The sequence below is a fragment of the Veillonella parvula genome (assembly GCF_032577575.1).
Taxonomy (GTDB): Bacteria; Bacillota; Negativicutes; order Veillonellales; family Veillonellaceae; genus Veillonella.
The window spans coordinates 90065-111735 of the sequence record NZ_JAWFVO010000005.1; the positions used below are offsets into that span (position 1 = coordinate 90065).

A 21671-nucleotide genomic window follows, 5' to 3' on the forward strand; every position below is an offset into this window, starting at 1 on the left:
AATCAACTAGCTTTTTTATGTTATATTATAGAACGTGCATTTTTTCTGCTTCTCTATAGTCTTTTAGAACCGAACGTGGAGGCAATTTACCCATGAGGCTTACAATATAGATTGCGATAGAAGAGAGGATGAAGCCTGGCACAATTTCATATAGGCCAAAGAATCCAAATTGTTTCCAAATGAGTACTGTTAAACCACCTACAACAATACCAGCAATACAGCCGTGACGCGTCATGCGCTTCCAGAACAAGGAGAACAAGATTGCTGGACCGAAGGCTGCGCCGAAGCCTGCCCAAGCATAGGCTACCATCGTCAAGATATAGCTGTCTGGGTCCATTGCCATATAGATGGCAATCAATGCCACTAGAAGTACTACGATACGGCTTACTAATACAAGCTCTTTATCGCTTGCTTTTGGATGGATGATATTAGCATAGAAGTCGTTAGAAATAGCAGAAGCTGTTACTAACAACTGCGCTGAAGCGGTACTCATGATGGCTGCCAATACGGCGGACCAGATAAGCCCAGCTACAAATGGAGTAAAGAGGCGCTCTGTCATGATGAGGAATATTGTTTCCGCATCAGTGCCTACTAACTTATCTGGCAGCATGTAAACATGACCGATGAGACCTACAGCAATAGCTGCCATAAGGGATAAGATAACCCATACCATGGCGATGTTCGTAGATTTCTTAAGTTCTTTCGCATCAGAGATAGCCATGAATCTAACTAGGATGTGAGGTTGACCAAAGTAGCCAAGACCCCAACCAAGAGAAGAAATTAGGCCGATAGCCCAAGTAAACCAATCAGATGGATTACCAAACAAGCTAAGTCCTTGTGGAAACTCATGTTGGATGAGTTGGAATGTTTCAATAGGGCCACCCATGTACATGGCTGCCGTAATTGGTACTGCCAAGATGGCAAAGAACATTAATGCGCCTTGAATACAGTCTGTCCAAGATACGGCAAGGAATCCGCCAAGGAAGGTATAAAATACGACGATGCCGGCGGTGATAAAGAGGGATACGGTGTAATCAAGACCAAAGATGGTATTGAACAATTTGCCCCCTGCCACGAAGCCTGATGATGTATAAATCAAGAAGAAAATCAAGATAAATAAGGCGGAAATGACAGCTACCGAATGAGACTGATCGTGGAAACGATTCTTTAAATAATCCGGTAAGGTCAAACTGTCACTGGCTACCTCGGTATGGTTGCGCAGGCGTCTAGAAACGAATTTCCAGTTCGCCCATGTGCCTAATGTGAGGCCTACGGCAATCCACACACCAGAAATCCCCGTAGTATACGCTAGGCCCGGCACACCCATGAGCATCCAACCACTCATATCTGATGCTTCCGCACTAAGTGCTGTAATCCATGGTCCTAATTGTCGGCCACCGAGGATGTAATCACCAATGCTGTTCGATTTACGATAATAGTAGACCCCGATATACATCATGAGTCCTAGATATAAGGCAAAGGCGATAATAATCATTAAGTTGTCTTGTGTCATGCCTATATAAGACCTCCTTAGGTTCTAGTTATATTCTATAGTATAGTAAATAATTTTTATTGTACCACATATTAGTACTTTAGAGGGTAAAAAATTGGTGATATCAATAAGATTCCTATATTAATTTAGGCTATATATTTTAGAGATACGCATTAGCTGATTACTTATGAAATCATATATTAATAAGCCCCATACCGAATGAAATATGATAAAATAAAAGAATGAAAAAACGATATTTCGTATTGAGTGTACGAAATATTTGTCAGTAGTAATCGAAATTAATACTTATATTTCTGGAACGTGAAAGGAGGACCCTATGGAACAACAGGTAGGCGGAAAACAAGATGTATCTAGACAACATCAAGTTGTGACGAAACAACAAGCATTGCGCATGTTGGAGACCTACTTTGGGTATACCTCCTTTAGACCAGCTCAAGAGGCTCCTATTGCATCCTTGTTGCGGAATGAAGATGTAATTGGAATCATGCCGACAGGGGCTGGGAAGTCTATCTGTTTCCAGATACCTGCGCTCTGTAAGGCGGGCTTGACTATTGTGTTTTCTCCTCTCATTTCTCTTATGAAAGATCAAGTGGATGGTCTCTTGGTGCAGAATATACCAGCAGCGCTCATCAATAGTACACTTACACAATCTGAGTTTAATAAGACCATGTACGAAGTACGTAGTGGTAAGATTAAACTCTTATATATTGCACCAGAGCGGTTGAGTTCTAATTTTTTTTGTAATGTACTGCGAGCGTTACCGATTGCTCAAGTCATTGTGGACGAGGCTCATTGTATCTCTGAGTGGGGTCATGATTTTAGACCGTCTTATCGCCTTATCGGTGAGTGGCTCAATTCATTGCCAAAGAGACCTATCGTGGGGGCTTTCACAGCGACGGCGACGAAATATGTAGAAAACGATATAAAAAAATTATTAGGCCTAGATAAGGCTAATGTATACGTGACGGGTTTTGATCGGCCTAATTTATCCTTCTCTGTTATCCGCACACCAAAGCGGATGGATTACGTTGTTCATTATGTGCGTCAGCACGCCAATGAAAATGGTATTATCTATTGTGCAACGCGCAAGGATGTAGATCGTGTGTATGAAAATTTAACCCGTGCGGGCATCAAAGCGGGACATTACCACGGAGGACTCAACGATGAGGTGCGCCGCGAAATGCAGAATGCCTACGCAGACGATAAATTGCAGGTTATGGTGGCGACGAATGCCTTTGGTATGGGTATTGATAAAAGCAATGTACGCTATGTACTACATTATCAAATGCCGCGTAATATGGAGTCCTATTATCAGGAGGCAGGACGAGCTGGCCGTGATGGGGCACCTGCTGAATGTATCTTGCTTTATAGTGGGCAGGATGTGCAGGTTCATAAGTATTTAATTGAACAGTCTATCGAAACGCCTGAGCGACAAAATGTGGAATTACGCAAATTGCAGTTCATGATTGATTACTGTTTCTGTAGTAATTGCTTGCGTAAATATATGCTTAATTACTTTGGTGAAAGTACTGTTTGGACAACCTGTGATAATTGTAGCTCTTGTAAAGGCTCTGCTGATAAGGTCAATGTTACGAAAGAAGCAAAGGCTATTTTCCGTGCCATCATGGGCACCGATGAGCGATATGGGGCATCAATGATAACCTCTATCGTCCGCGGAGAGCGAACGGATCGGATTATGCGTGCTGGTCATGATGCATTGCCAGTCTTTGGCTTACTGAGTAATGTAGATGAAAAATCTATTAAAGGACTTATCCAACAGTTTGTAGCATCTGGCTACTTGCGCAGTTCGACGGGAAAATATCCTGTATTATCCTTAACGGCTGGTGCAGAGGAAGTGCTAGCAGGTCATAAAGAGGTAGAGGAAATTAGACAACAAGTGTTTGTGCCTTCTCGCAACAGTAAGTCTGCTGCCTCAGTGGTGCGAGGAAAATCCAGCTCTACATCGGGCGGCTTATTTGAACATTTACGTCAACATCGCAAACGCTTGGCAGAAAAAGCGGGTCTTAGACCGTATCTTATCTTCCCTGACACAGTACTCATAGATTTGGCAAATTTACGACCTACAACATTAGGTGAGTTTGGAAATGTTAAAGGCGTAGGGGAAGCAAAATTAAAAAAATATGGACTTACCTTTTTACAGGCCATTGCAGAATATAAGGGATAATAAATTTTACTGTATATATGGTAGTACTGTATATTTTTTAGTATGATAGTACTATATATTTTAGTAAGATTATCAAGATATACATTAGTATTTTTTGCTTATTATAAATAGATCTAGGGGGATAAATGAGCTTAGCAGATACACAATACCTCGGTATTATTGAAAATATTTTAGATCATGGCATTTATGGTCAAAATCGCACAGGCATTGCAACGTACAAATTGCCTCAACAAATCATGCAATTTGACTTGCAAGAGGAATTTCCAATTTTAACCACTAAATTTGTAGCTTTCAAAACAGCTGTAAAAGAATTATTGTGGATTTGGCAAATGCAGTCCAATGACGTGCGCAAATTGCAAGAAATGAATGTGCACGTATGGGATGAATGGATGCGTGAAGATGGTACTATTGGTAAAGCATACGGCTATCAAATTGCGAAGTACAAACAACTAGATAAGCTCATCAAAACGATTAAAGAAGATCCTGATAGCCGCCGAATGATTGTAACCCTTTGGAATATTGAAGATTTAGAGGATATGGCGTTGCAACCATGTGCGTATGAAACCTTATGGGATGTAGGGGATGGTTACTTGAACTGCATGCTCATCCAACGCAGTGGCGACATGGGGCTTGGCGTCCCATTTAACACGGCTCAATATGCGGCATTACAATGTATGATCGGTCAAGTAACCGGCCTAAAACCCGGTAAATTTACACATGTTATCAACAATGCCCACATCTATGAAAATCACGTAGATGCATTGCGTGAGCAATTAGCACGTCGCGATCAAGCATTGCCTGCTCCAAAAATTATCGTGAATCCTGAGGTAAAAGACTTCTATGACTTCACACCAGAGGACATTACCTTAGATGGATATGAACATTTAGGTAAATTATCCATGACTGTTGCTGTATAGCATTGTATTTATGACAATTGTTAAATAGCATAATATGTATGGCTATTGATATATAGTATTGTGTTCATAGACATTGCTAAATAGTATAATTTATGACTGTTGCCATATAGTATTAACTGAAAGAGGGCAGTATGTTAGCATTAATCGTAGCCGTAGCACATAATCGTGTAATCGGTAAAGATAATACTTTGATTTGGCATTTGCCAAATGATTTGAAATTCTTTAAGGAAAAAACAACAGGACATGTTATTATCATGGGCCGTAAGACCTTTGAAAGCTTACCGTTCTTGTTGCCAAATCGTGAGCATTGGGTAATTACTCGTGATAAAGGTTTTGATGCACCAGAAGGTGTTAAGATTTTCCATAACCCTGAGGAGGCTGCTGAAGCAGCACGTGCGCTTGATGCGGCCTACGTTATTGGTGGCGCTCAAGTATATGAAGCTTTTCTACCTTATGTAGATACTATGTATATCACTGAAGTAGACCATGAATTTGATGGGGATGCATTTTTCCCTGAATTCTCAGAGGATGCTTTCACCATCGAATCCCTTGTAGACGGCATTGTGGATGAAAAGAATCAATATCCTCATCGTTTTGTAACCTATCGCAGAAAGGCAGCTAAATGAGTGAAAGAATGTTTGCCCTTATTGGGAGTGAATTAAATGTTAAGCCAAAGCAGGTGCAAGCTGCCGTAGAATTGTTGGACGAAGGCAATACGGTGCCATTTATTGCGCGGTATCGTAAAGAGGTAACGGGCGAATTGCAAGATGAGCAATTGCGCACCATTGAAGAACGCATTAAATACTTGCGCAACTTAGAAACACGTCGCCAAGAAATCATTGCTTCTATTACAGAGCAAGAACAGATGACAGACGAGTTGATGAAATCCTTAGAGGCTGCAACAAAGCTTCAAGAATTAGAGGATTTGTATTTACCGTACCGTCCAAAGAAACGTACGCGTGCTATGATTGCCCGTGAACGTGGATTAGAGCCATTGGCTGATATGATTATCAACGATACGGTTACCTCTGGAGATCCGTTAGAGATTGCAAAAGAATACATAACAGAAGAGGTTCCTACGCCAGAGGATGCCATACAAGGCGCTTCTGATATAGTAGCGGAAATCGTCAGTGATAGTGCAGACTTCCGGGCGTACTTGCGTAAGAAGATGTGGAATGAAGGCTTTATTCAAGCTGAATTGAGCGGTGAAGAGGAAGAACAACAACAATTCTTGCAATACGCTGAATATGCTGAGCCTGTACGTCAAATGCCGTCCCATCGTATTTTGGCGGTTAATCGCGGCGAAAAATTAGGTGCTTTGAAATTGGCGCTCACCGTACCAGGTGACACCTATGTTGCTTATATGTTACAAAAGTTAGAGAAAAATCCGAAGTCAATCTTCGTAGAGTATAAAGCGGCTGCTGTAGCTGATGCGTACAAACGTCTTATTTTCCCAGCTTTAGAGCGTGAAATCCGCAATGAATTGACGGAAAAAGCCGATGAGCAAGCTATCAAGGTGTTTGGTGTAAATCTCAAAAATCTATTGTTACAACCACCATTGGCCGGACATGTTATCATGGGCCTTGACCCTGGTTACCGTACTGGCTGTAAAATGGCGATTATCGATCAACAAGGCAATGTGCTCGATTACGGTGCGTACTATTTAACAAATAGTGAAAAGCTTCGCAAGGAAGCTCAAAAGGTATTGGCTGATAAAATCCGTAAGTTTAAGGTTACTCTTTTATCTATCGGTAATGGTACTGCATCCTATGAAACAGAGCAATTTGCGTCTACTATGATTGAAGAGGAACAATTAGATTGCCACTATATCATTACTAATGAAGCGGGCGCATCTGTGTACTCAGCATCTAAATTGGCTATCGATGAGTTACCAGATTTAGACGTTACCATTCGAGGTGCCGTATCTATTGCACGCCGTGTACAAGATCCATTGGCTGAATCTGTTAAAATCGATCCTAAATCTATCGGCGTAGGTCAATATCAACATGATGTAAATCAAAAACAATTGACACATACCTTAGACCAAGTAGTTGAAACGGTAGTAAACCATGTTGGGGTAGAGCTGAATACGGCATCCCCAGCTATCTTGCAACATGTTGCAGGCATTTCTAGTGCGGTGGCTAAGAATATTGTTGCATACCGTCAAGAAAATGGTGTGTTTAAAAGCCGTAAGGAATTGCTAAAAGTGCCTCGTTTAGGCCCTGCAGCATTCACGCAATGTGCGGGTTTTCTTCGCTTGCAACATGGTAAAAATCCACTGGATAGTACATCCGTCCATCCAGAGTCTTATGAATTGGCAGAGCGCATCATTGGTGAGTTAGGCTTTACCTTAAAAGACTTACAAGATAAATCTCAATTAGAAGCATTGCAAGTAAAATTACCTCTTGTAGATGCGGACAAAATGGCTGCCAAGCTTGATGCGGGCGTGCCAACTGTTCGAGATATCTTGGCGGCTCTTGCTAAACCAGGTCGCGACCCTCGTGAAGATTTACCGGCTCCATTGACCAGAAAACACGTAGTGAGCCTTGAAGATATCAAGGTAGGTACCGTTGTAAAAGGTACCGTTCATAACGTAGTTGATTTTGGAGCTTTCGTAGACTTTGGGCTTAAAACGAATGGTCTATTACATCGCAGCGAGCTTTGTAACAGCCGTCAGCATCCATCTGATGTGCTTGCTGTAGGTGATATTATCGAAGCACAAATTATTTCTGTTGATGTAAAACGCAATCGTATCGGTTTATCTGTAAAAGCATTGCAACCGGAAAAGTCGAAGAATAACGATAATAACCATAATAGAAATAACAACGGTCAGCGTCGAAATAATGATAACCGAAATAACAACCGTAATAATGGCGGACGTCAAAATGATAATCACAATAATGGCTCTCGTAATAATGGGAATCGTCGAAACTGATAATTTCTTAGAAGGCTAGTTAATCTATATTAATAGATTTTAAATGAAACTCATTCTTGACTAAAAGTCATTATACGAAAAACCGCACTCTCTATGGTTTTAGAGGGTGCGGTTTTTCTATATAACTAAAATCTATGCATATTAATGCAGAACAGATATATCGAAAATGGTATATCTAATTGAAAATTTTAGATATAAGGAGTATGATGTAATCACAGAGGGGAAATTCCTAAATCATATTCCTAAAGAGGAGGTAATGCAATGAGCTTGAACCTTAAAGAAAGATATGGACTTTTAATTAATAATGAATGGGTAAAGGCATCTGACGGTGCTGAATTCAATGTATATAACCCTGCTAATGGCGAACAACTCGCTATCTGTGCAGAGGCTACATATGGCGATGTTGATAAAGCTGTAGAGGCTGCAACAGAAGCTTTCAAAACGTGGAAAAACGTTTCTCAAGTAGAACGTGCTGACTATTTATTGAAAATTGCGGATGCTATCGATGCTCACAAAGAACATTTGGCACAAGTTGAAACATACGACAATGGTAAGCCAATCCGTGAAACATTGAACGTGGATATTCCACTTGGGGCGGACCATTTCCGTTATTTTGCAGGCGTGCTTCGTTCCGAAGAAGGTTCTGCACAAGTATTTGATGAAAATACATTGAGCCTTATTGTGCGCGAACCAATTGGCGTTGTAGGCCAAGTTGTACCTTGGAACTTCCCATTCCTAATGGCCGCTTGGAAATTGGCTCCAGCTCTTGCAGCAGGATGTACAGTTGTTATTAAACCTTCTAGCCATACATCCCTCAGTCTATTAGAACTAGGGGACATTTTGAAAGAAATTTTGCCGCCAGGTGTTGTAAACATCGTAACTGGTAAAGGTTCTAAATCTGGTCAATATATCCTTGATCATCCTGGTTTTAGCAAACTTGCTTTCACAGGCTCTACAGAGGTAGGTCTAGATGTATATAAAGCAGCATCTGAACGCTTGATTCCTGCCACATTGGAATTAGGTGGTAAATCTGCGAATATCTTCTTTGACGATGCGAACTGGAAACAGGCTCTTGATGGGGCAATGCTTGGTATCCTCTTCAACCAAGGTCAAGTATGCTGCGCAGGTTCCCGTATCTTTGTACAAGATACAATTTATGATAAATTCGTAGCTGAACTTGCCGCACTATTCGATAAGGTGAAAGTTGGTTTGCCTTGGGAAGAATCTACACAACTTGGTTCCTTAATTTACGAAGATCAAGTGAACAAAGTACTTAGCTATGTAGACCTTGCAAAAGAAGAAGGTGCTCGCATTGTAGCCGGTGGTGTACGTGTTACTGATGGTGAACTTGGTAAAGGGTGCTTCGTAAGACCTACACTTATTGCAGATGCTACAAATGATATGCGCGTAGCTCGCGAAGAAATCTTCGGTCCTGTAGCCGTTGTCATCAAATTCCACAGCGAAGAAGAAGTTATAGAACAAGCAAATGACAGCTTATACGGCCTTGGCGGTGGCGTATTTACTCAAAACATCAACCGTGCTATCCGCGTAGCTCGCGGTATCGAAACAGGTCGTATGTGGGTAAATACATATAACTCTATCCCAGCTGGCGCACCATTCGGTGGTTACAAACAATCCGGTATCGGTCGTGAAACACACAAAGTTATCCTTGAGCATTACACTCAAATGAAAAATATCATCGTAAACTTGAGCGATAAACCATCTGGGTTCTACGACTTAGATTAATTATATACAACTTTCCAATAAACTATAGCAAAGAGGCCCCTCGAATGAGGTGCCTCTTTTGCGCTAAATAATAGTCTATTATATGTGAAAGTATACGGTATGTTATAATTGTAGCCATACGAAAATGTATTGTTTTGAGAGGACAATATAAACCATGATTCATTTAGATTATCTATTAATTATAGGAATATTGCTTAGTGTTTTACTATTTCTTTTGGTTGGCGTTTTCTATTATAGAAAATGTAAATTTTTAAAGGGAATAAATATTTGGTTCATAATAATACTTAGCGTTTTGTTAAGTTATTTATTATATCCCTTATATGAACTGACGGATTATAGAGAAGAATTTACTTCTATAGTTATCATCTCTGCGATAATTATTAAAATAATTATCAATTTATCTATATTTATGATTGCTGATAAAATAAGAACGAAATGGATTTCTAGATTACTATTAATTATATGGGTTGTTCTTGTTGAATGCTTCTATAGTCCTATTAATTTATCCTATATTGTTTTGCTATGTGTATCAGGTGGAATCGTTTTAATGGAACGTTTTTGGACGAGAAGAAAACAGATTTAGTTTAGATTCAAAATAACTCTTATAGCGCTCACTTTCAAAATATGTTATACTATTTAAATGCGCATAGTTCGTGCGCGATAGGAGGAAACACATTTAGATGTTAGAAAAATTTGAACAATTAATGATTAGCGAACCTGTTCTAAGAGCGTTAAACGATATGGGCTTTGAAGAGCCTACGCCAATTCAACAGGAAGCTATCCCAGTAGCCATGAGCGGTAAAGACATGATCGGTCAAGCTCAAACAGGTACTGGTAAGACAGCAGCATTTGGCTTGCCTGTATTGGAACGCGTAGACGGGAATGAGCGTCACGTTCAAGTAGTTATTTTATCCCCTACACGAGAATTAGCTATTCAAGTAGCTGAAGAGCTTAACAAAATGGCTCAGTACACGAATATCACAGCACTACCAATCTACGGTGGTCAAGATATTAATCGTCAGTTCCGTGCCTTGAAAAAGAACCCTCAAATCATCGTTGCCACTCCTGGCCGATTGATGGATCATATGGACCGTGGTTCTATTAAATTTGACCATGTGAAAGTTGTGGTATTGGACGAAGCCGACGAAATGTTAAATATGGGCTTTGTTGATGATATCAATAAAATCTTGGGTGCTATCCCAGAAGACCATCAAACATTGTTGTTCTCTGCAACTATGCCTAAAGCTATCCAACAGTTAGCTGAAACATATTTGACAGAGCCAACATTGATTCGCATGAAACCGACTCAAGTTACGATGGACTTGATTGAACAATACTATATCGAAGTGCAAGACCGTCAAAAATTCGATGTTCTTTGCCGCTTGTTTGATATTCAAACACCTGAACTTGCTATTATCTTCACGCGTACGAAACGTCGTGTTGATGAAGTAACAGAAGGCCTTAAGAAACGTGGTTACATGGCGGAAGGCATCCATGGCGACTTGTCTCAACAAAAACGGGACAGCGTAATTCGCCAATTCCGCGAAGGTACCATTGATATTCTCGTGGCTACAGATGTGGCAGCTCGTGGTCTTGATATTTCTGGCGTATCTCACGTATATAATTATGATATGCCTCAAGATCCTGAAAGCTACACACACCGCGTAGGTCGTACAGGTCGTGCCGGTAAAGCAGGTCAAGCTTTCACGTTCGTTATCCCTCGTGAAATGGAGCATTTACATGCTATCGAGCGTTTAACAAAACGTAAAATTGCACGTCGTCGTGCACCTTCATTAGGTGAAGTTCTTGAAGGTCAACAACGTTTGGCAATTGAAAGCCTCGTTGAAATGACAGATAATTTAGAAGCATTGGCGCCTTTCAAATCTAGTGCTGAGGAATTGTTGAATGATACAGATTCCGTAACACTTTTGGCGGCAGCTCTTAAATTGTTAACAAAAGAACCAGATACTACTCCTGTAAATATTACAGAAGAAAAACCATTGCGTGTACGCCGTCGTCGTGAAAGTGGTCGTAGTGATCGTCGCCGTCGTGATGGTGATCGTCGTCGAGATGACCGCCCACGTCGCAGTCGCGATGATCGTAGAAGTGATCGTCGCAATGACCGTAAAGGTGACCGTCGCAGAGATGATCGTAAATCTGATCGTCCGCGTGGAGAGAAAAAAACTCGCCATCAAAGTGAAGGTTTTAAGCCTTACTTTAAAGACTAATAGGATGTGGATTGCTTCTGGGCAATCCACATTTTTTATTACTTAATAGTTAATACTATTTATCTTGATAAGTGTTGAGAATTTTGATATAATAAATAATAATTATTTCTTGTAAACGGTCGATAATGGCCTATGCCTTATAGATTTCCAAGTGGAGAAAGGTAGATTATTATGGATATCGCACAAATTTTGCGTAGTCAGGGGTTTAAAGTAACCCCACAACGTATTGCGATTTATGATGCTTTGCGTGGTCATCATGATCATCCAACAGCAGAGATGTTGTATCATACGTTGCGCCCAGAACATCCAAGCATGAGCTTGGCTACAGTGTACAAGACGATGGAGATTTTTGAAAAAATCGGTCTTGTTAAAATTCTAGAAGTTGGTGATGAGCGCGCTCATTACGACTGGGACACACAAGCTCATTCCCATATCCGTTGCATTCGTTGTAATAAGGTAGAGGATATGATGGGCATTGATTTGAAAGCTATCAAAACGATTGCTGATCAAGGTAGTGAATATCAAATCACAGGTCAACATATTACCTTTGAAGGTGTTTGCCCTGAGTGTGCAAAAAAAGAAAGTCATTAATAGATAACCCCTGTTGTTGAAGGGCTCCTTCACGGCAGGGGTTATATTAGTTATCGTATATCTTTATCTATTAGTGTTATAGAATAGCTATAGTAACAAAAATAGCTATAAGCATAATAAAATGGATATTAAAGTTAAGCGCTTTATAATTATAAAATTGTAGAAATCGTATAAAGGAGTATCATGTTTGTAATAGGCAGTCACTTATCAATTAGCAAAGGTTATTTACATATGGGCAAGGAAGCGACTAAAATTGGGGGCAATACGTTCCAATACTTTACTCGCAACCCTCGTGGTGGTAGCATGCGAGCTCTCGATGTTGAGGATATGAATAACCTTAGTGCATATATGAAAGAACATAACTTTGGTACCTTGTTGGCCCATGCACCGTATACCTATAACCCATGTGCCGCTAAAGAGGATTTACGCGCTTTTGCGAAGCAATCTATGATGGAAGATTTAGAGCGTATGGAATATTTGCCAGGTCAAATGTATAACTTTCACCCTGGTAGCCATGTGAAGCAAGGCGTAGATCAAGGTATTGAGTACATTGTAGAGTGCTTGAATGAAATCTTATTCCCAGGTATGAAGACAACAGTCCTCTTGGAAGTAATGGCTGGTAAGGGTACAGAAATTGGCTCTCGTTTTGAAGAAATTGCACGCATCATCGATGGCGTAAAACTAAAAGAGTATATGGGTGTGTGTGTTGATACTTGCCATATTCACGAAGGGGGTTATGATATCGTACATAATCTCGATGGCGTTATTGACGAGTTCGATCGAATTGTAGGTCTTGATCGTTTGAAAGCCATTCATTTGAATGACTCTAAAAATCCTATGGGTGCTCATAAAGATCGTCATGAAAAAATTGGGGAAGGACATATTGGTATCGATGCTATTGCTCGCGTTGTAACACATCCTAAATTGACGAACTTGCCATTCTATTTGGAAACACCAAATGAATTGGACGGGTACGCAAAGGAAATTTCTATGCTACGCTCTATCGTAGAGAATAAATAATTAAAATACAGAAGTTAATTTAGTTATATAATAAATATGTAGAATACCTGATACTATACTAGTTATTGCAAATACATAAAGTTATTAAAACTGTTAAGGCTATTAAAGTTATATAAAATTATTGAATTTCCATAAACTTATGGGACTAATAGCTTGTTTTGGCCTTTGAATACATACATTGTGTAAGGTATAGGGAGAGCTGGAAAGGGGGACAAAATGCGTTTTTTACATACTGCCGATTGGCATTTAGGGCGTATTTTTTATGGACAGTACTTAACAGAGGACCAAGCTCATGTGTTGGAACATCAGTTTTTTTATATTTTGAGAGATGAAAACATCGATGGCATATTGCTCGCAGGGGATGTTTTTGATAGAGCGGTGCCCCCCATTGAAGCTATCGAATTGTGGGACTCCATCATCACTCGTCTCGCTATGGACTACAAGGTGCCTTTCTTTGTGGTGAGCGGTAATCACGATGGGGCGGAACGTCTTGAAGTGGGGCGCTCTATGTTGAGCCAATCGGGTATCCATATTTGGGGCTCTCCTCATCACGCGTTGAAGCCTTTTGAATTTGAAGGGACAGATGGCAAGGTGGCTATTTGTCCTATGCCTTTTAGTGAGCCCCGACGCATAGGGGAGGCTTTATTTGCTGATGTAGAGTCTACTAATACAGAAACTACCAATATTGAAATTGCTGACATAGTAACACCGTGTTATGAACAAAATTGCGAAAGCGCTTTGAATCTGCACAATTATGACCAAATGTATCAGGCTTGGAGTAATTACTTGTATAAACAAGTGCCTAAGGGGATGCGCAGTATCGCCATTAGCCATGCCTTTGTTATGGGCGGTGAAGTAGGGGGCTCAGAGCGTACCTTGTCTGTAGGTGGTAGTGAACAGGTAAATCCTCAAGTCTTTAAAGACTTTCACTATACTGCGTTGGGACATTTGCATGGGCCTCAGCGAATGGGAGCTGATCATATTCGCTATAGTGGATCCCCATTAAAATATTCCTTTGATGAACATATGCAGAAGAAGTCTTTTACCATCATTGATATGGATACAAAGGGGAACGTAGATATTAACACGATTCCTGTAGAGGCGAAGCGAGACGTAGTCATTTTGGAAGGATATTTTGAAGACCTGTTAAATGATAAAGCATTGCAGGCTAAACATAGGGATGATTATGTACAAGCCCGTTTACTTGATACGATGCCGATTATGGATGGAATGGCTAAATTGCGCCAGGTATATCATCGTTGTATGACCATTGATCTAGTTGGTCGCGTGGCAGGGCCTATAGCAGATATGGGCGAGGCGATTTTCAAAGAATTAAATGAACGTGATTTATTTAATCAGTTTGCAGAAACTGTGTGGAAGGAACCTTTAACAGAGAAAGAACAGCAATATATCGACTCTGTATGGGACCGAATTCTTAAGGAGGACTAAATGAAGCCTATATCATTAACTATAGAAGCCTTTGGTCCGTATCGTGATTCGGTCACTTTAGATTTTAATGAGCTTCAAGACCATTCCATGTTTCTCATTGCTGGTCCTACGGGGGCAGGGAAAACATCAATCTTAGATGCCATGGTGTATGCCTTGTATGGTGAGCCGAGTGGAGAAGTACGCAAAACAGATGCTATTCGCAGTGACTTTGCAGAACCTCATCGTATGACTCGTGTCGATTTCTCCTTTGCTATTGGCAATGCACAATATCGTGTTGAACGATTACCGAAACAGATGGTAGCAAAGAAACGTGGTACAGGGATGCGTGAGCAGAATGCTAGCGCTACTGTATATGAGAAGAAAGATGGTGAGTGGAAGGTCATTGCTACCTCGGCTGTCGCCATTCGCGATACTATTCAGCAAATTATAGGATTTCGTAAGGATCAGTTCTTACAAGTTGTGCTATTACCTCAAGGGGAATTCCGAAAGTTGCTAGTGGCCTCTACGAGTGAACGTGAGGAATTACTACATACACTTTTTAGAACGGAGCTATATCGAAAATTACAAGAAGCACTGAAGGCTGCTTATGATGAAGCAAAGGCAGGTATTGAAGAAAATCTAACTAAGCAAACTGCATTTATGCAGTCTATCCCTCATGATGGAGCGACTCCAATGGTAACCATTGAGCATGTGCGTGAGTTACTAGCAAATCGGGGCCCACATCGAGATGCTCTCGCGGTAGAACGAGATGAGGCAGTAACCGTGGTAGAACAGTTTAATGTGCTCCGAAATCAATGGTCTTTATATAATCAGGCTCAACAATCTCTTGCTGAGGCTACTTCGAAACTTGACATGGTGAAAGTAAGGGAAACTGAGCGTGTAAATCTAAGCGAAAAGGTTCAGTTCCTTAACTCTTTGGCACCAACTCATGAATTATATAAACAATATATTGAGAAACAAGCTATATTAAAAACTTTAGAACAGGCCCTTTCAGATGCGAAAAAACATGTGGAACTAGCAACTCAACATGAGGCTAAATGTTTAGACGTTTACAGTGACTTAGAAGGTCAAGCTGAAAGTATACAAGCTAAAAGAACTGCTTTGGCTCAATTTCAACAACAAGCAGAGAAGTTTAATGAATTAGATGTATTGAAAAAGGAATTGTTCACATTACAGAGTAATTTAGAAGAATTAGATAGTAAAAAAAGTGAAGATGCCTTAGCTAAACAACGGAAGCTTGTAAAAAGTTTAGAAGCTGATTTAGAAGGTTTGCGTAAACAGTTACAAGATAATAACAAATTCTTAGAGGATACTACTGTTATTCAAGGGCAACTAAATGATTTACATAGATATTTTGAATTACTAGAAGAAATTAGTAAGGTACAAAAAAAAATCGATGATAAAGGTCAAACGTTAGCGTCTTTAGATGAAACCTTGCAGGTTGCAAAGGTACATCTTGAACGATTAGAGCATCTAATGCAAGAAGGACGCGCCTTTGAGCTAGTTCATTTACTTATAGATAATGAGCCTTGTCCGGTCTGTGGATCTACAGATCATCCACGGTTAGCCGCTAAGCCGGAGATGTATCCGACTAAGGATGAAATTGAAGAGGCTCGTACAGCTCGTGACGTGGCACTACAAAAGCAAGCTAGCGAAGTGGGACAACAGAAAACCTTAGTTACTCGTCTTGATGAGTTAACTAAGCAAGTAGCCGCGCAAGTTTCTACGCTAAAGTTATCTATGGACGCTTTTTCTGAGGAGAGCGCTATATCTGTTCAACAAGATTTATTAGCTAAAATGGATCAACTCACAGTTTTACGTGATAAGTCTGAATTGTTAAGTAACACTATAGCTGACAATGAGCACAAGTTAAAAGTAGCTAGAGATAAGTTGGCAACTTTAGAGCTTGCCCATAATGAATTACTTAAAAATCTACACGACTTGGAGATTCGCATTAGCTCAGTACAAGCTAATATTGATGCTCTATCTAAAACCTTACCAACCGCGGATATAGATGCATGGCAAAAACAGTTAGAGTCATTGGATAGTGATATTACACTCTACGATGAGCAGGTGAAAGTTAGCAAAACTAATTTAGATACTGCTCGAGAACAATTGAATGCCAAACGCGGACGCTTAGAAACTTTGTCCTCTCAAGTAAAAGAAGAAATAAAAAATCTTAATTTGCGGTATAAGAACTATACAAAGTCATTACAAGCCATTTCTTTAGGAGAGGATGATTTTGTAGAGGCTTTACGTGATATTAAAGAGATAGAGGCCTATAGAATACAGCTGCATGCTTTGGATGAAGCCTTTAATAAAGCACAAGCTGTATATGATGCGGCGTTAAAGGTAGCAGAAACTGTGGTTAAACCAAGTGATACTGTTTCTGATGAAATCTATGCTACAGCAGTAGAGCATCGAGATATATTAGTAGGTAATCTTGCGGCATGGGATAAAGAAACAAAGCATATCGAAACTACGCTCACCTCATTAGAAGCACTCGAAGCTGCTATGGGCGAGGCTCGTGAAAAGGTGAATTTCTTAAGCCGATTAAATGATCTCGCTAATGGTGGGGAGCAAGGCTTTAAAAATGTTACCTTTGAACGCTATGTACTGGGGGCGATTTTAGATGAGGTTGTATATGCTGCTAATTTACGACTTCAGAAGATGAGTCGCAACAGATATTCCTTGGAAAGATCCGACTATACAGGTGGTGGTCGTGGCAAGCAAGGCCTCGATTTGGCGGTTATGGATGCTTTTACAGGCCAATCTAGACCAGCAAATACCTTATCTGGTGGTGAAACATTCTTGGCCTCTATGGCGCTTGCCTTGGGATTAGCGGATGTTATCCAAAGCTATGCTGGTGGCATCCATATGGATACGATGTTTATTGATGAAGGTTTTGGTACACTCGATCCAGATACATTGGAACTCGCCATGGAAACATTGTTACAGTTGCAATCGTCAGGACGTCTCATCGGCATCATTTCTCATGTACCTGAGTTAAAGTCTCGTATACCTGCTCATTTAGAAGTGACTCGAGGTGACGACGGTAGTACGGCAAAATTTGTTATTAACTAGATATCATAAACTAGATATAGATTTGCCAAATGTGTTACTATAAAAAGAGGAGAATTCCTACAAAAACATCCTGTATTTACGAAGGGGGTTCTATGAAGTTTTCGTTTGCTCATAATAATATAAATGTTAAAGACCTTGATAAAAGTCTAGCATTCTATAAAGAGGCGTTATTGCTCGAGGAGTCTCGTCGTTTGGAAGACCCAAGCGGTGCTTTTACCCTCGTGTATTTAAAAAGTCCTTATACAGCACATGAATTAGAACTTACATGGTTGCGTGACTGGGATCGTCCTTATAATTTGGGGGATAATGAATTCCACTTGGCATTCTATGTAGATGACTATGAAGCGGCTCTTAAAAAGCATAAAGAAATGGGCGTTGTTGCTTATGAGAATGCTGATATGGGTATTTATTTCATAGCAGATCCAGATGGATATTGGACAGAAATCATTCCGGTGGGGAAATATTAATGGAATATATGTTAACTCGTTTAGAGTGGTTGGTTGGTCCTGATAAAATCAAAACATTAAAGGATACCTCTATTGCTCTCTTTGGTGTCGGTGGCGTAGGTGGTGGTGCTTTAGAGGCACTAGTACGAGCTGGTGTAGGTCGCATTGTCATTATCGATGGAGATTCCATAGCGCCTAGTAATTTGAATCGTCAAATGATTACGACTCGTGATATGATTGGGGAACGTAAGGTAGAGGTAGCAAAGGCACGAGCTCTTGCTATTAATCCTGATGTGGTGATAGAAATTCATGATATTATGTACACTGAGGAAAACTATCCTGGATTTATTCAAAGCTTGAACGTTGATTATGTTATTGACGCCATCGATATGGTAACGGCGAAACTTAATATCATTGAGGTTTGTCAACGTGAAAGCATCCCTGTTATTTCTTGTATGGGCGGAGGTAATCGCTTTTACCCAGAAAAACTTATGATTGCAGATATCAATAAGTCTCATACATGTCCTTTGGCACGCGTTATGCGTCGGGAACTCAAAAAGCGGGGTATAAAAAAACAATTAGTTTTATTTTCTACAGAAAAACCGACAAAACCACAGTTCCGTGGTGATGCCACAAGTCCTGGGACATGTAGTTTTGTGCCACCAGTGGCAGGTTTTATATTAGCAGCACATGTGTTGCGTACAATTTTGGAGGTACCTGAACAATGAAAAAAGCGAAAATCCATATGGCTGACGGCGGCGATATCGTAATTGAATTATTTGAAAAAGAAGCGCCTGGCACAGTACAAAACTTTATCGACTTGATTAACAAAGGCTTCTACAATGGCCTTCGTTTTCACCGTGTAATTCCTGGTTTCGTAGCACAAGGTGGTTGTCCTAATGGCAACGGTACAGGTGGTCCTGGCTATACAATTAAAGATGAATTAGTTGGCAATCCGCATAAACATGAGCGCGGTGCTTTATCTATGGCTCACCGTGGCCCTAATACTGGTGGTAGTCAGTTCTTTATTGTATATGAGCCACAACCTCATTTAGATGGTGTACATACTGTATTTGGTAAAGTCATTGAAGGTATGGATGTAGTTGATGGTATCCAACAAGGTGCTATCATGGAAACTGTAGAAGTAATCGAAGGTTAATCTCATGAATGAAGTATCTATTAAACATCCAGAATGGCTATATATCGATGTAAATGGTAAAACATCATATGGGTATGACCAAGAGTGGTTCACTGATGAGTGGCAACGCTTGTCTGGTTGTGGGCCTACATCGGCATCACAAGTATTGGGCTATTCGCTATTTAGGGATGGCTTATTAGATCTGGAAACCACATCCGACCAAACGCTTGCTTTAGAACGGATGAACTTAGTTTGGAAATATGTAAAACCACGCTTTGGTGGTGGTGTTTATAAAACTCAATGGATGGAACGAGGCCTTGTTCGTTTATTAGAGGACGAAGGTTTATCTTATGATGTGCATATGCTAAATGTATCTCCATTCTGTGCATCACGCGTAGAGGTGGAGGCTGCCGCTCAATTTATTCATGATGCCTTGGAACAAGATGTGCCTGTAGCATTTTTGAATCGTCATAAAGGAAAAGAAAAGGCTCTTTATACCTGGCATTGGGTTCCGATTCACAGGATGTTTATGGACGGTGATGATATCCGCTGTGGCATCTTTGATGAAGGTGAAATTCGTGATTTTTCTTTGGCGAATTGGATGAAAGACACTATTTTAGGTGGTGGATTCTGTTACATTAGTCGCAAAGAGTAAGTAACAGGGTAATTAAAGTAATATATATACGCATCGCAGTGATTTGCGATGCGTATTGTAGTATAAATAGTAGGAGGTACTACATGAGTCAATGGATTACTGAGGAACAAACACCTCACTTACGTCTAAGCGCTGAAGCGGAAGAAGTGCTTTACTCTGGGGAATCTGAGTTTCAAAAAATTGAAGTTTTTAAATCAAAAGAGTATGGTATGATGCTCGCTTTAGATGGCGTGTTCCAAACATCTGAGCGTGAAGAGTTTATCTATCATGAAATGATGAGCCATATCCCTTTGTTCTTGCATCCTAATCCTGAACGTGTCTTGATTATTGGTGGTGGTGATGGTGGCGTAGCTAGAGAATGTGTACGTCATGATTGTGTAAAAGAAGTAACAATGGTTGAAATCGATGGTAAGGTTGTAGAGTTGGCAAAACAATATCTACCAACTATTGCTAAAGCTATGATTGAAAACCACCCTAAATTGACTGTAAAAATTGGTGATGGTATTGGTTTCATGGCAGAAGCAGAAGATTACTATGATGTAATTATCGTGGATTGTTCCGATCCAATCGGTCCTGGTGAAGGCTTATTTACAGAAGAATTCTATAAGAATACATTAAAAGCTTTGAAAGCTGATGGCTTGTTTGTACAACAAACAGAATCTCCGATGTTACATCAACCATTAGTGGAAAAAGTATTTGGTTACGTTAATAGCCATTTTCCAATTGCGCGCTTATATACCGCTTTCATTCCAATCTATCCTGCAGGGATGCATTGTTTTACATTGGGTTCCAAAACATTTGATCCTCTAACATGGACTCCAAACCGTGAACAAAACTTTGAAACTAAGTACTATAATGCGGATATTCAAAAAGCTGCATTTGCATTGCCAAATTTTGTAAAAAATTATTTGCCAACTAAGTAAATAATATGTATAATGGGGAAGCACCATTTGTGAAACGAAAATTTCCGATAGTGCTTCCTTATTTATATGAGGATTAAAGGGCTTATATTAGAGATAACACAATTAAAAGTTTCGGTTGTAAAAATTAATGAAATTGAGAAAAAGGTGTTGACACAAATCTCTAGAAAAGATATAATTCTCTTTGTTACGAAGACAATGTCTTCGATACCTGCAAGGTGGTGGGTATGGTGAAGCGGTTAACACGGCGGATTGTGGCTCCGTTACGCGTGGGTTCGATCCCCACTACTCACCCCATAACCTACACATCGTAATCACTGTAGGGGTGTCGCCAAGTGGTAAGGCAACGGACTTTGACTCCGTTATGCGCTGGTTCGATCCCAGCCACCCCTGCCAACATGACTCACTAGCTCAGTTGGCAGAGCACCTGACTTTTAATCAGGGTGTCCCGCGTTCGAGTCGCGGGTGAGTCACCAAATTAAAACTCACAAACTTCGGTTTGTGAGTTTTCTATCTCTATTTTTAGAGATTTTGGTTATGATTGTGAGTATAAATTTAATCAAAAATCGGTTGAAAAAATCTTTGGAAAAGAGGTTGACGATTTAAGGTTAGATTGATATACTATACAAGTCGTTAGGGCGCAGAACTAACGTAACAGATCTTTGAAAACTGAACAATGATAGGTAATCAATCATATGATTGAACATATGCCAGAGTGCGGGTTTTGACATAGTCAAAACCAACTATAATTCAAAGTTACTTAAAAGTAACGACAACAAATAATGAGCTATTCAAATAGCTTCAAGATATCTTGGAGAGTTTGATCCTGGCTCAGGACGAACGC

16 protein-coding genes and 3 tRNA genes are annotated in these 21671 nt (G+C 40.2%); 18 read left to right on the forward strand and 1 reads right to left on the reverse strand.

Translation table 11 applies throughout. The annotated features are described in order from the left end of the window. Positions 1-25: 25 nt before the first annotated feature. Positions 26-1513, reverse strand: a complete 1488-nt coding sequence (gene putP, locus E7K77_RS09485) for a sodium/proline symporter PutP (protein WP_004695300.1) — start codon at positions 1511-1513, stop codon at positions 26-28. A 316-nt stretch (positions 1514-1829) separates the two neighbouring features. On the opposite strand from putP, the gene recQ reads away from it, so the two are divergent. The 18 genes from recQ to E7K77_RS09575 all read left to right on the forward strand — a co-directional run bounded on the left by recQ (position 1830) and on the right by E7K77_RS09575 (position 21303). Then, on the forward strand, positions 1830-3698 hold the full coding sequence (gene recQ / locus E7K77_RS09490) for a DNA helicase RecQ (RefSeq protein WP_287541044.1): 1869 nt from the start codon (positions 1830-1832) through the stop codon (positions 3696-3698). 125 nt (positions 3699-3823) lie between these two features. Continuing rightward, on the forward strand, positions 3824-4615 hold the full coding sequence (locus tag E7K77_RS09495; protein WP_004695305.1) for a thymidylate synthase: 792 nt from the start codon (positions 3824-3826) through the stop codon (positions 4613-4615). A 131-nt stretch (positions 4616-4746) separates the two neighbouring features. Further along, positions 4747-5241, forward strand: coding sequence for a dihydrofolate reductase (locus E7K77_RS09500; RefSeq protein ID WP_060919698.1), 495 nt, complete (start codon positions 4747-4749; stop codon positions 5239-5241). Next, entirely contained in the window at positions 5238-7550 is a 2313-nt protein-coding gene (locus tag E7K77_RS09505) for a Tex family protein (protein WP_325306562.1), read from the forward strand. Before E7K77_RS09500 ends, E7K77_RS09505 begins: the two co-directional genes overlap by 4 nt. A 261-nt stretch (positions 7551-7811) precedes the next feature. Continuing rightward, entirely contained in the window at positions 7812-9296 is a 1485-nt protein-coding gene (locus tag E7K77_RS09510) for an aldehyde dehydrogenase family protein (RefSeq protein ID WP_278473022.1), read from the forward strand. Between the two features lie 680 nt (positions 9297-9976). Then, positions 9977-11524 (forward strand): DEAD/DEAH box helicase, encoded by a 1548-nt coding sequence (locus E7K77_RS09515; protein ID WP_024061602.1) that lies wholly within the window; start codon positions 9977-9979, stop codon positions 11522-11524. A 171-nt stretch (positions 11525-11695) separates the two neighbouring features. Then, entirely contained in the window at positions 11696-12115 is a 420-nt protein-coding gene (locus tag E7K77_RS09520) for a Fur family transcriptional regulator (protein WP_004695325.1), read from the forward strand. A gap of 183 nt (positions 12116-12298) precedes the next feature. Continuing rightward, positions 12299-13135, forward strand: a complete 837-nt coding sequence (locus tag E7K77_RS09525; RefSeq protein ID WP_287508185.1) for a deoxyribonuclease IV — start codon at positions 12299-12301, stop codon at positions 13133-13135. A gap of 216 nt (positions 13136-13351) precedes the next feature. After that, complete coding sequence (locus E7K77_RS09530; protein ID WP_287508188.1) at positions 13352-14584, forward strand: exonuclease SbcCD subunit D; 1233 nt, start codon at positions 13352-13354, stop codon at positions 14582-14584. Beyond that, positions 14585-17668 carry an SMC family ATPase gene (locus tag E7K77_RS09535; RefSeq protein WP_325306564.1) on the forward strand — a complete coding sequence of 1028 codons (3084 nt, stop codon included), beginning with the start codon at positions 14585-14587 and terminating at the stop codon, positions 17666-17668. Positions 17669-17760: 92 nt separating this feature from the next. Beyond that, on the forward strand, positions 17761-18135 hold the full coding sequence (locus E7K77_RS09540; protein ID WP_287511264.1) for a VOC family protein: 375 nt from the start codon (positions 17761-17763) through the stop codon (positions 18133-18135). Next, positions 18135-18842 carry a tRNA threonylcarbamoyladenosine dehydratase gene (locus E7K77_RS09545; RefSeq protein ID WP_287511262.1) on the forward strand — a complete coding sequence of 236 codons (708 nt, stop codon included), beginning with the start codon at positions 18135-18137 and terminating at the stop codon, positions 18840-18842. Before E7K77_RS09540 ends, E7K77_RS09545 begins: the two co-directional genes overlap by 1 nt. Continuing rightward, a complete protein-coding gene (locus E7K77_RS09550) occupies positions 18839-19273 on the forward strand; it encodes a peptidylprolyl isomerase (RefSeq protein WP_004695336.1) in 435 nt (144 codons plus the stop codon). The genes E7K77_RS09545 and E7K77_RS09550 overlap by 4 nt, the downstream gene beginning before the upstream one ends. A 4-nt stretch (positions 19274-19277) precedes the next feature. Then, the gene (locus tag E7K77_RS09555) at positions 19278-19907 is read left to right on the forward strand and encodes a hypothetical protein (protein ID WP_287511260.1); all 630 of its coding nucleotides are present in this window, start codon (positions 19278-19280) and stop codon (positions 19905-19907) included. A gap of 83 nt (positions 19908-19990) precedes the next feature. Continuing rightward, on the forward strand, positions 19991-20830 hold the full coding sequence (gene speE / locus E7K77_RS09560; protein WP_004695340.1) for a polyamine aminopropyltransferase: 840 nt from the start codon (positions 19991-19993) through the stop codon (positions 20828-20830). 218 nt (positions 20831-21048) lie between these two features. Beyond that, positions 21049-21124, forward strand: a tRNA-His gene (locus E7K77_RS09565). A gap of 24 nt (positions 21125-21148) precedes the next feature. Then, positions 21149-21223 (forward strand) — tRNA-Gln (locus E7K77_RS09570). A 4-nt stretch (positions 21224-21227) separates the two neighbouring features. Beyond that, positions 21228-21303: transfer RNA gene (locus E7K77_RS09575), tRNA-Lys, on the forward strand. Positions 21304-21671: the final 368 nt, after the last annotated feature.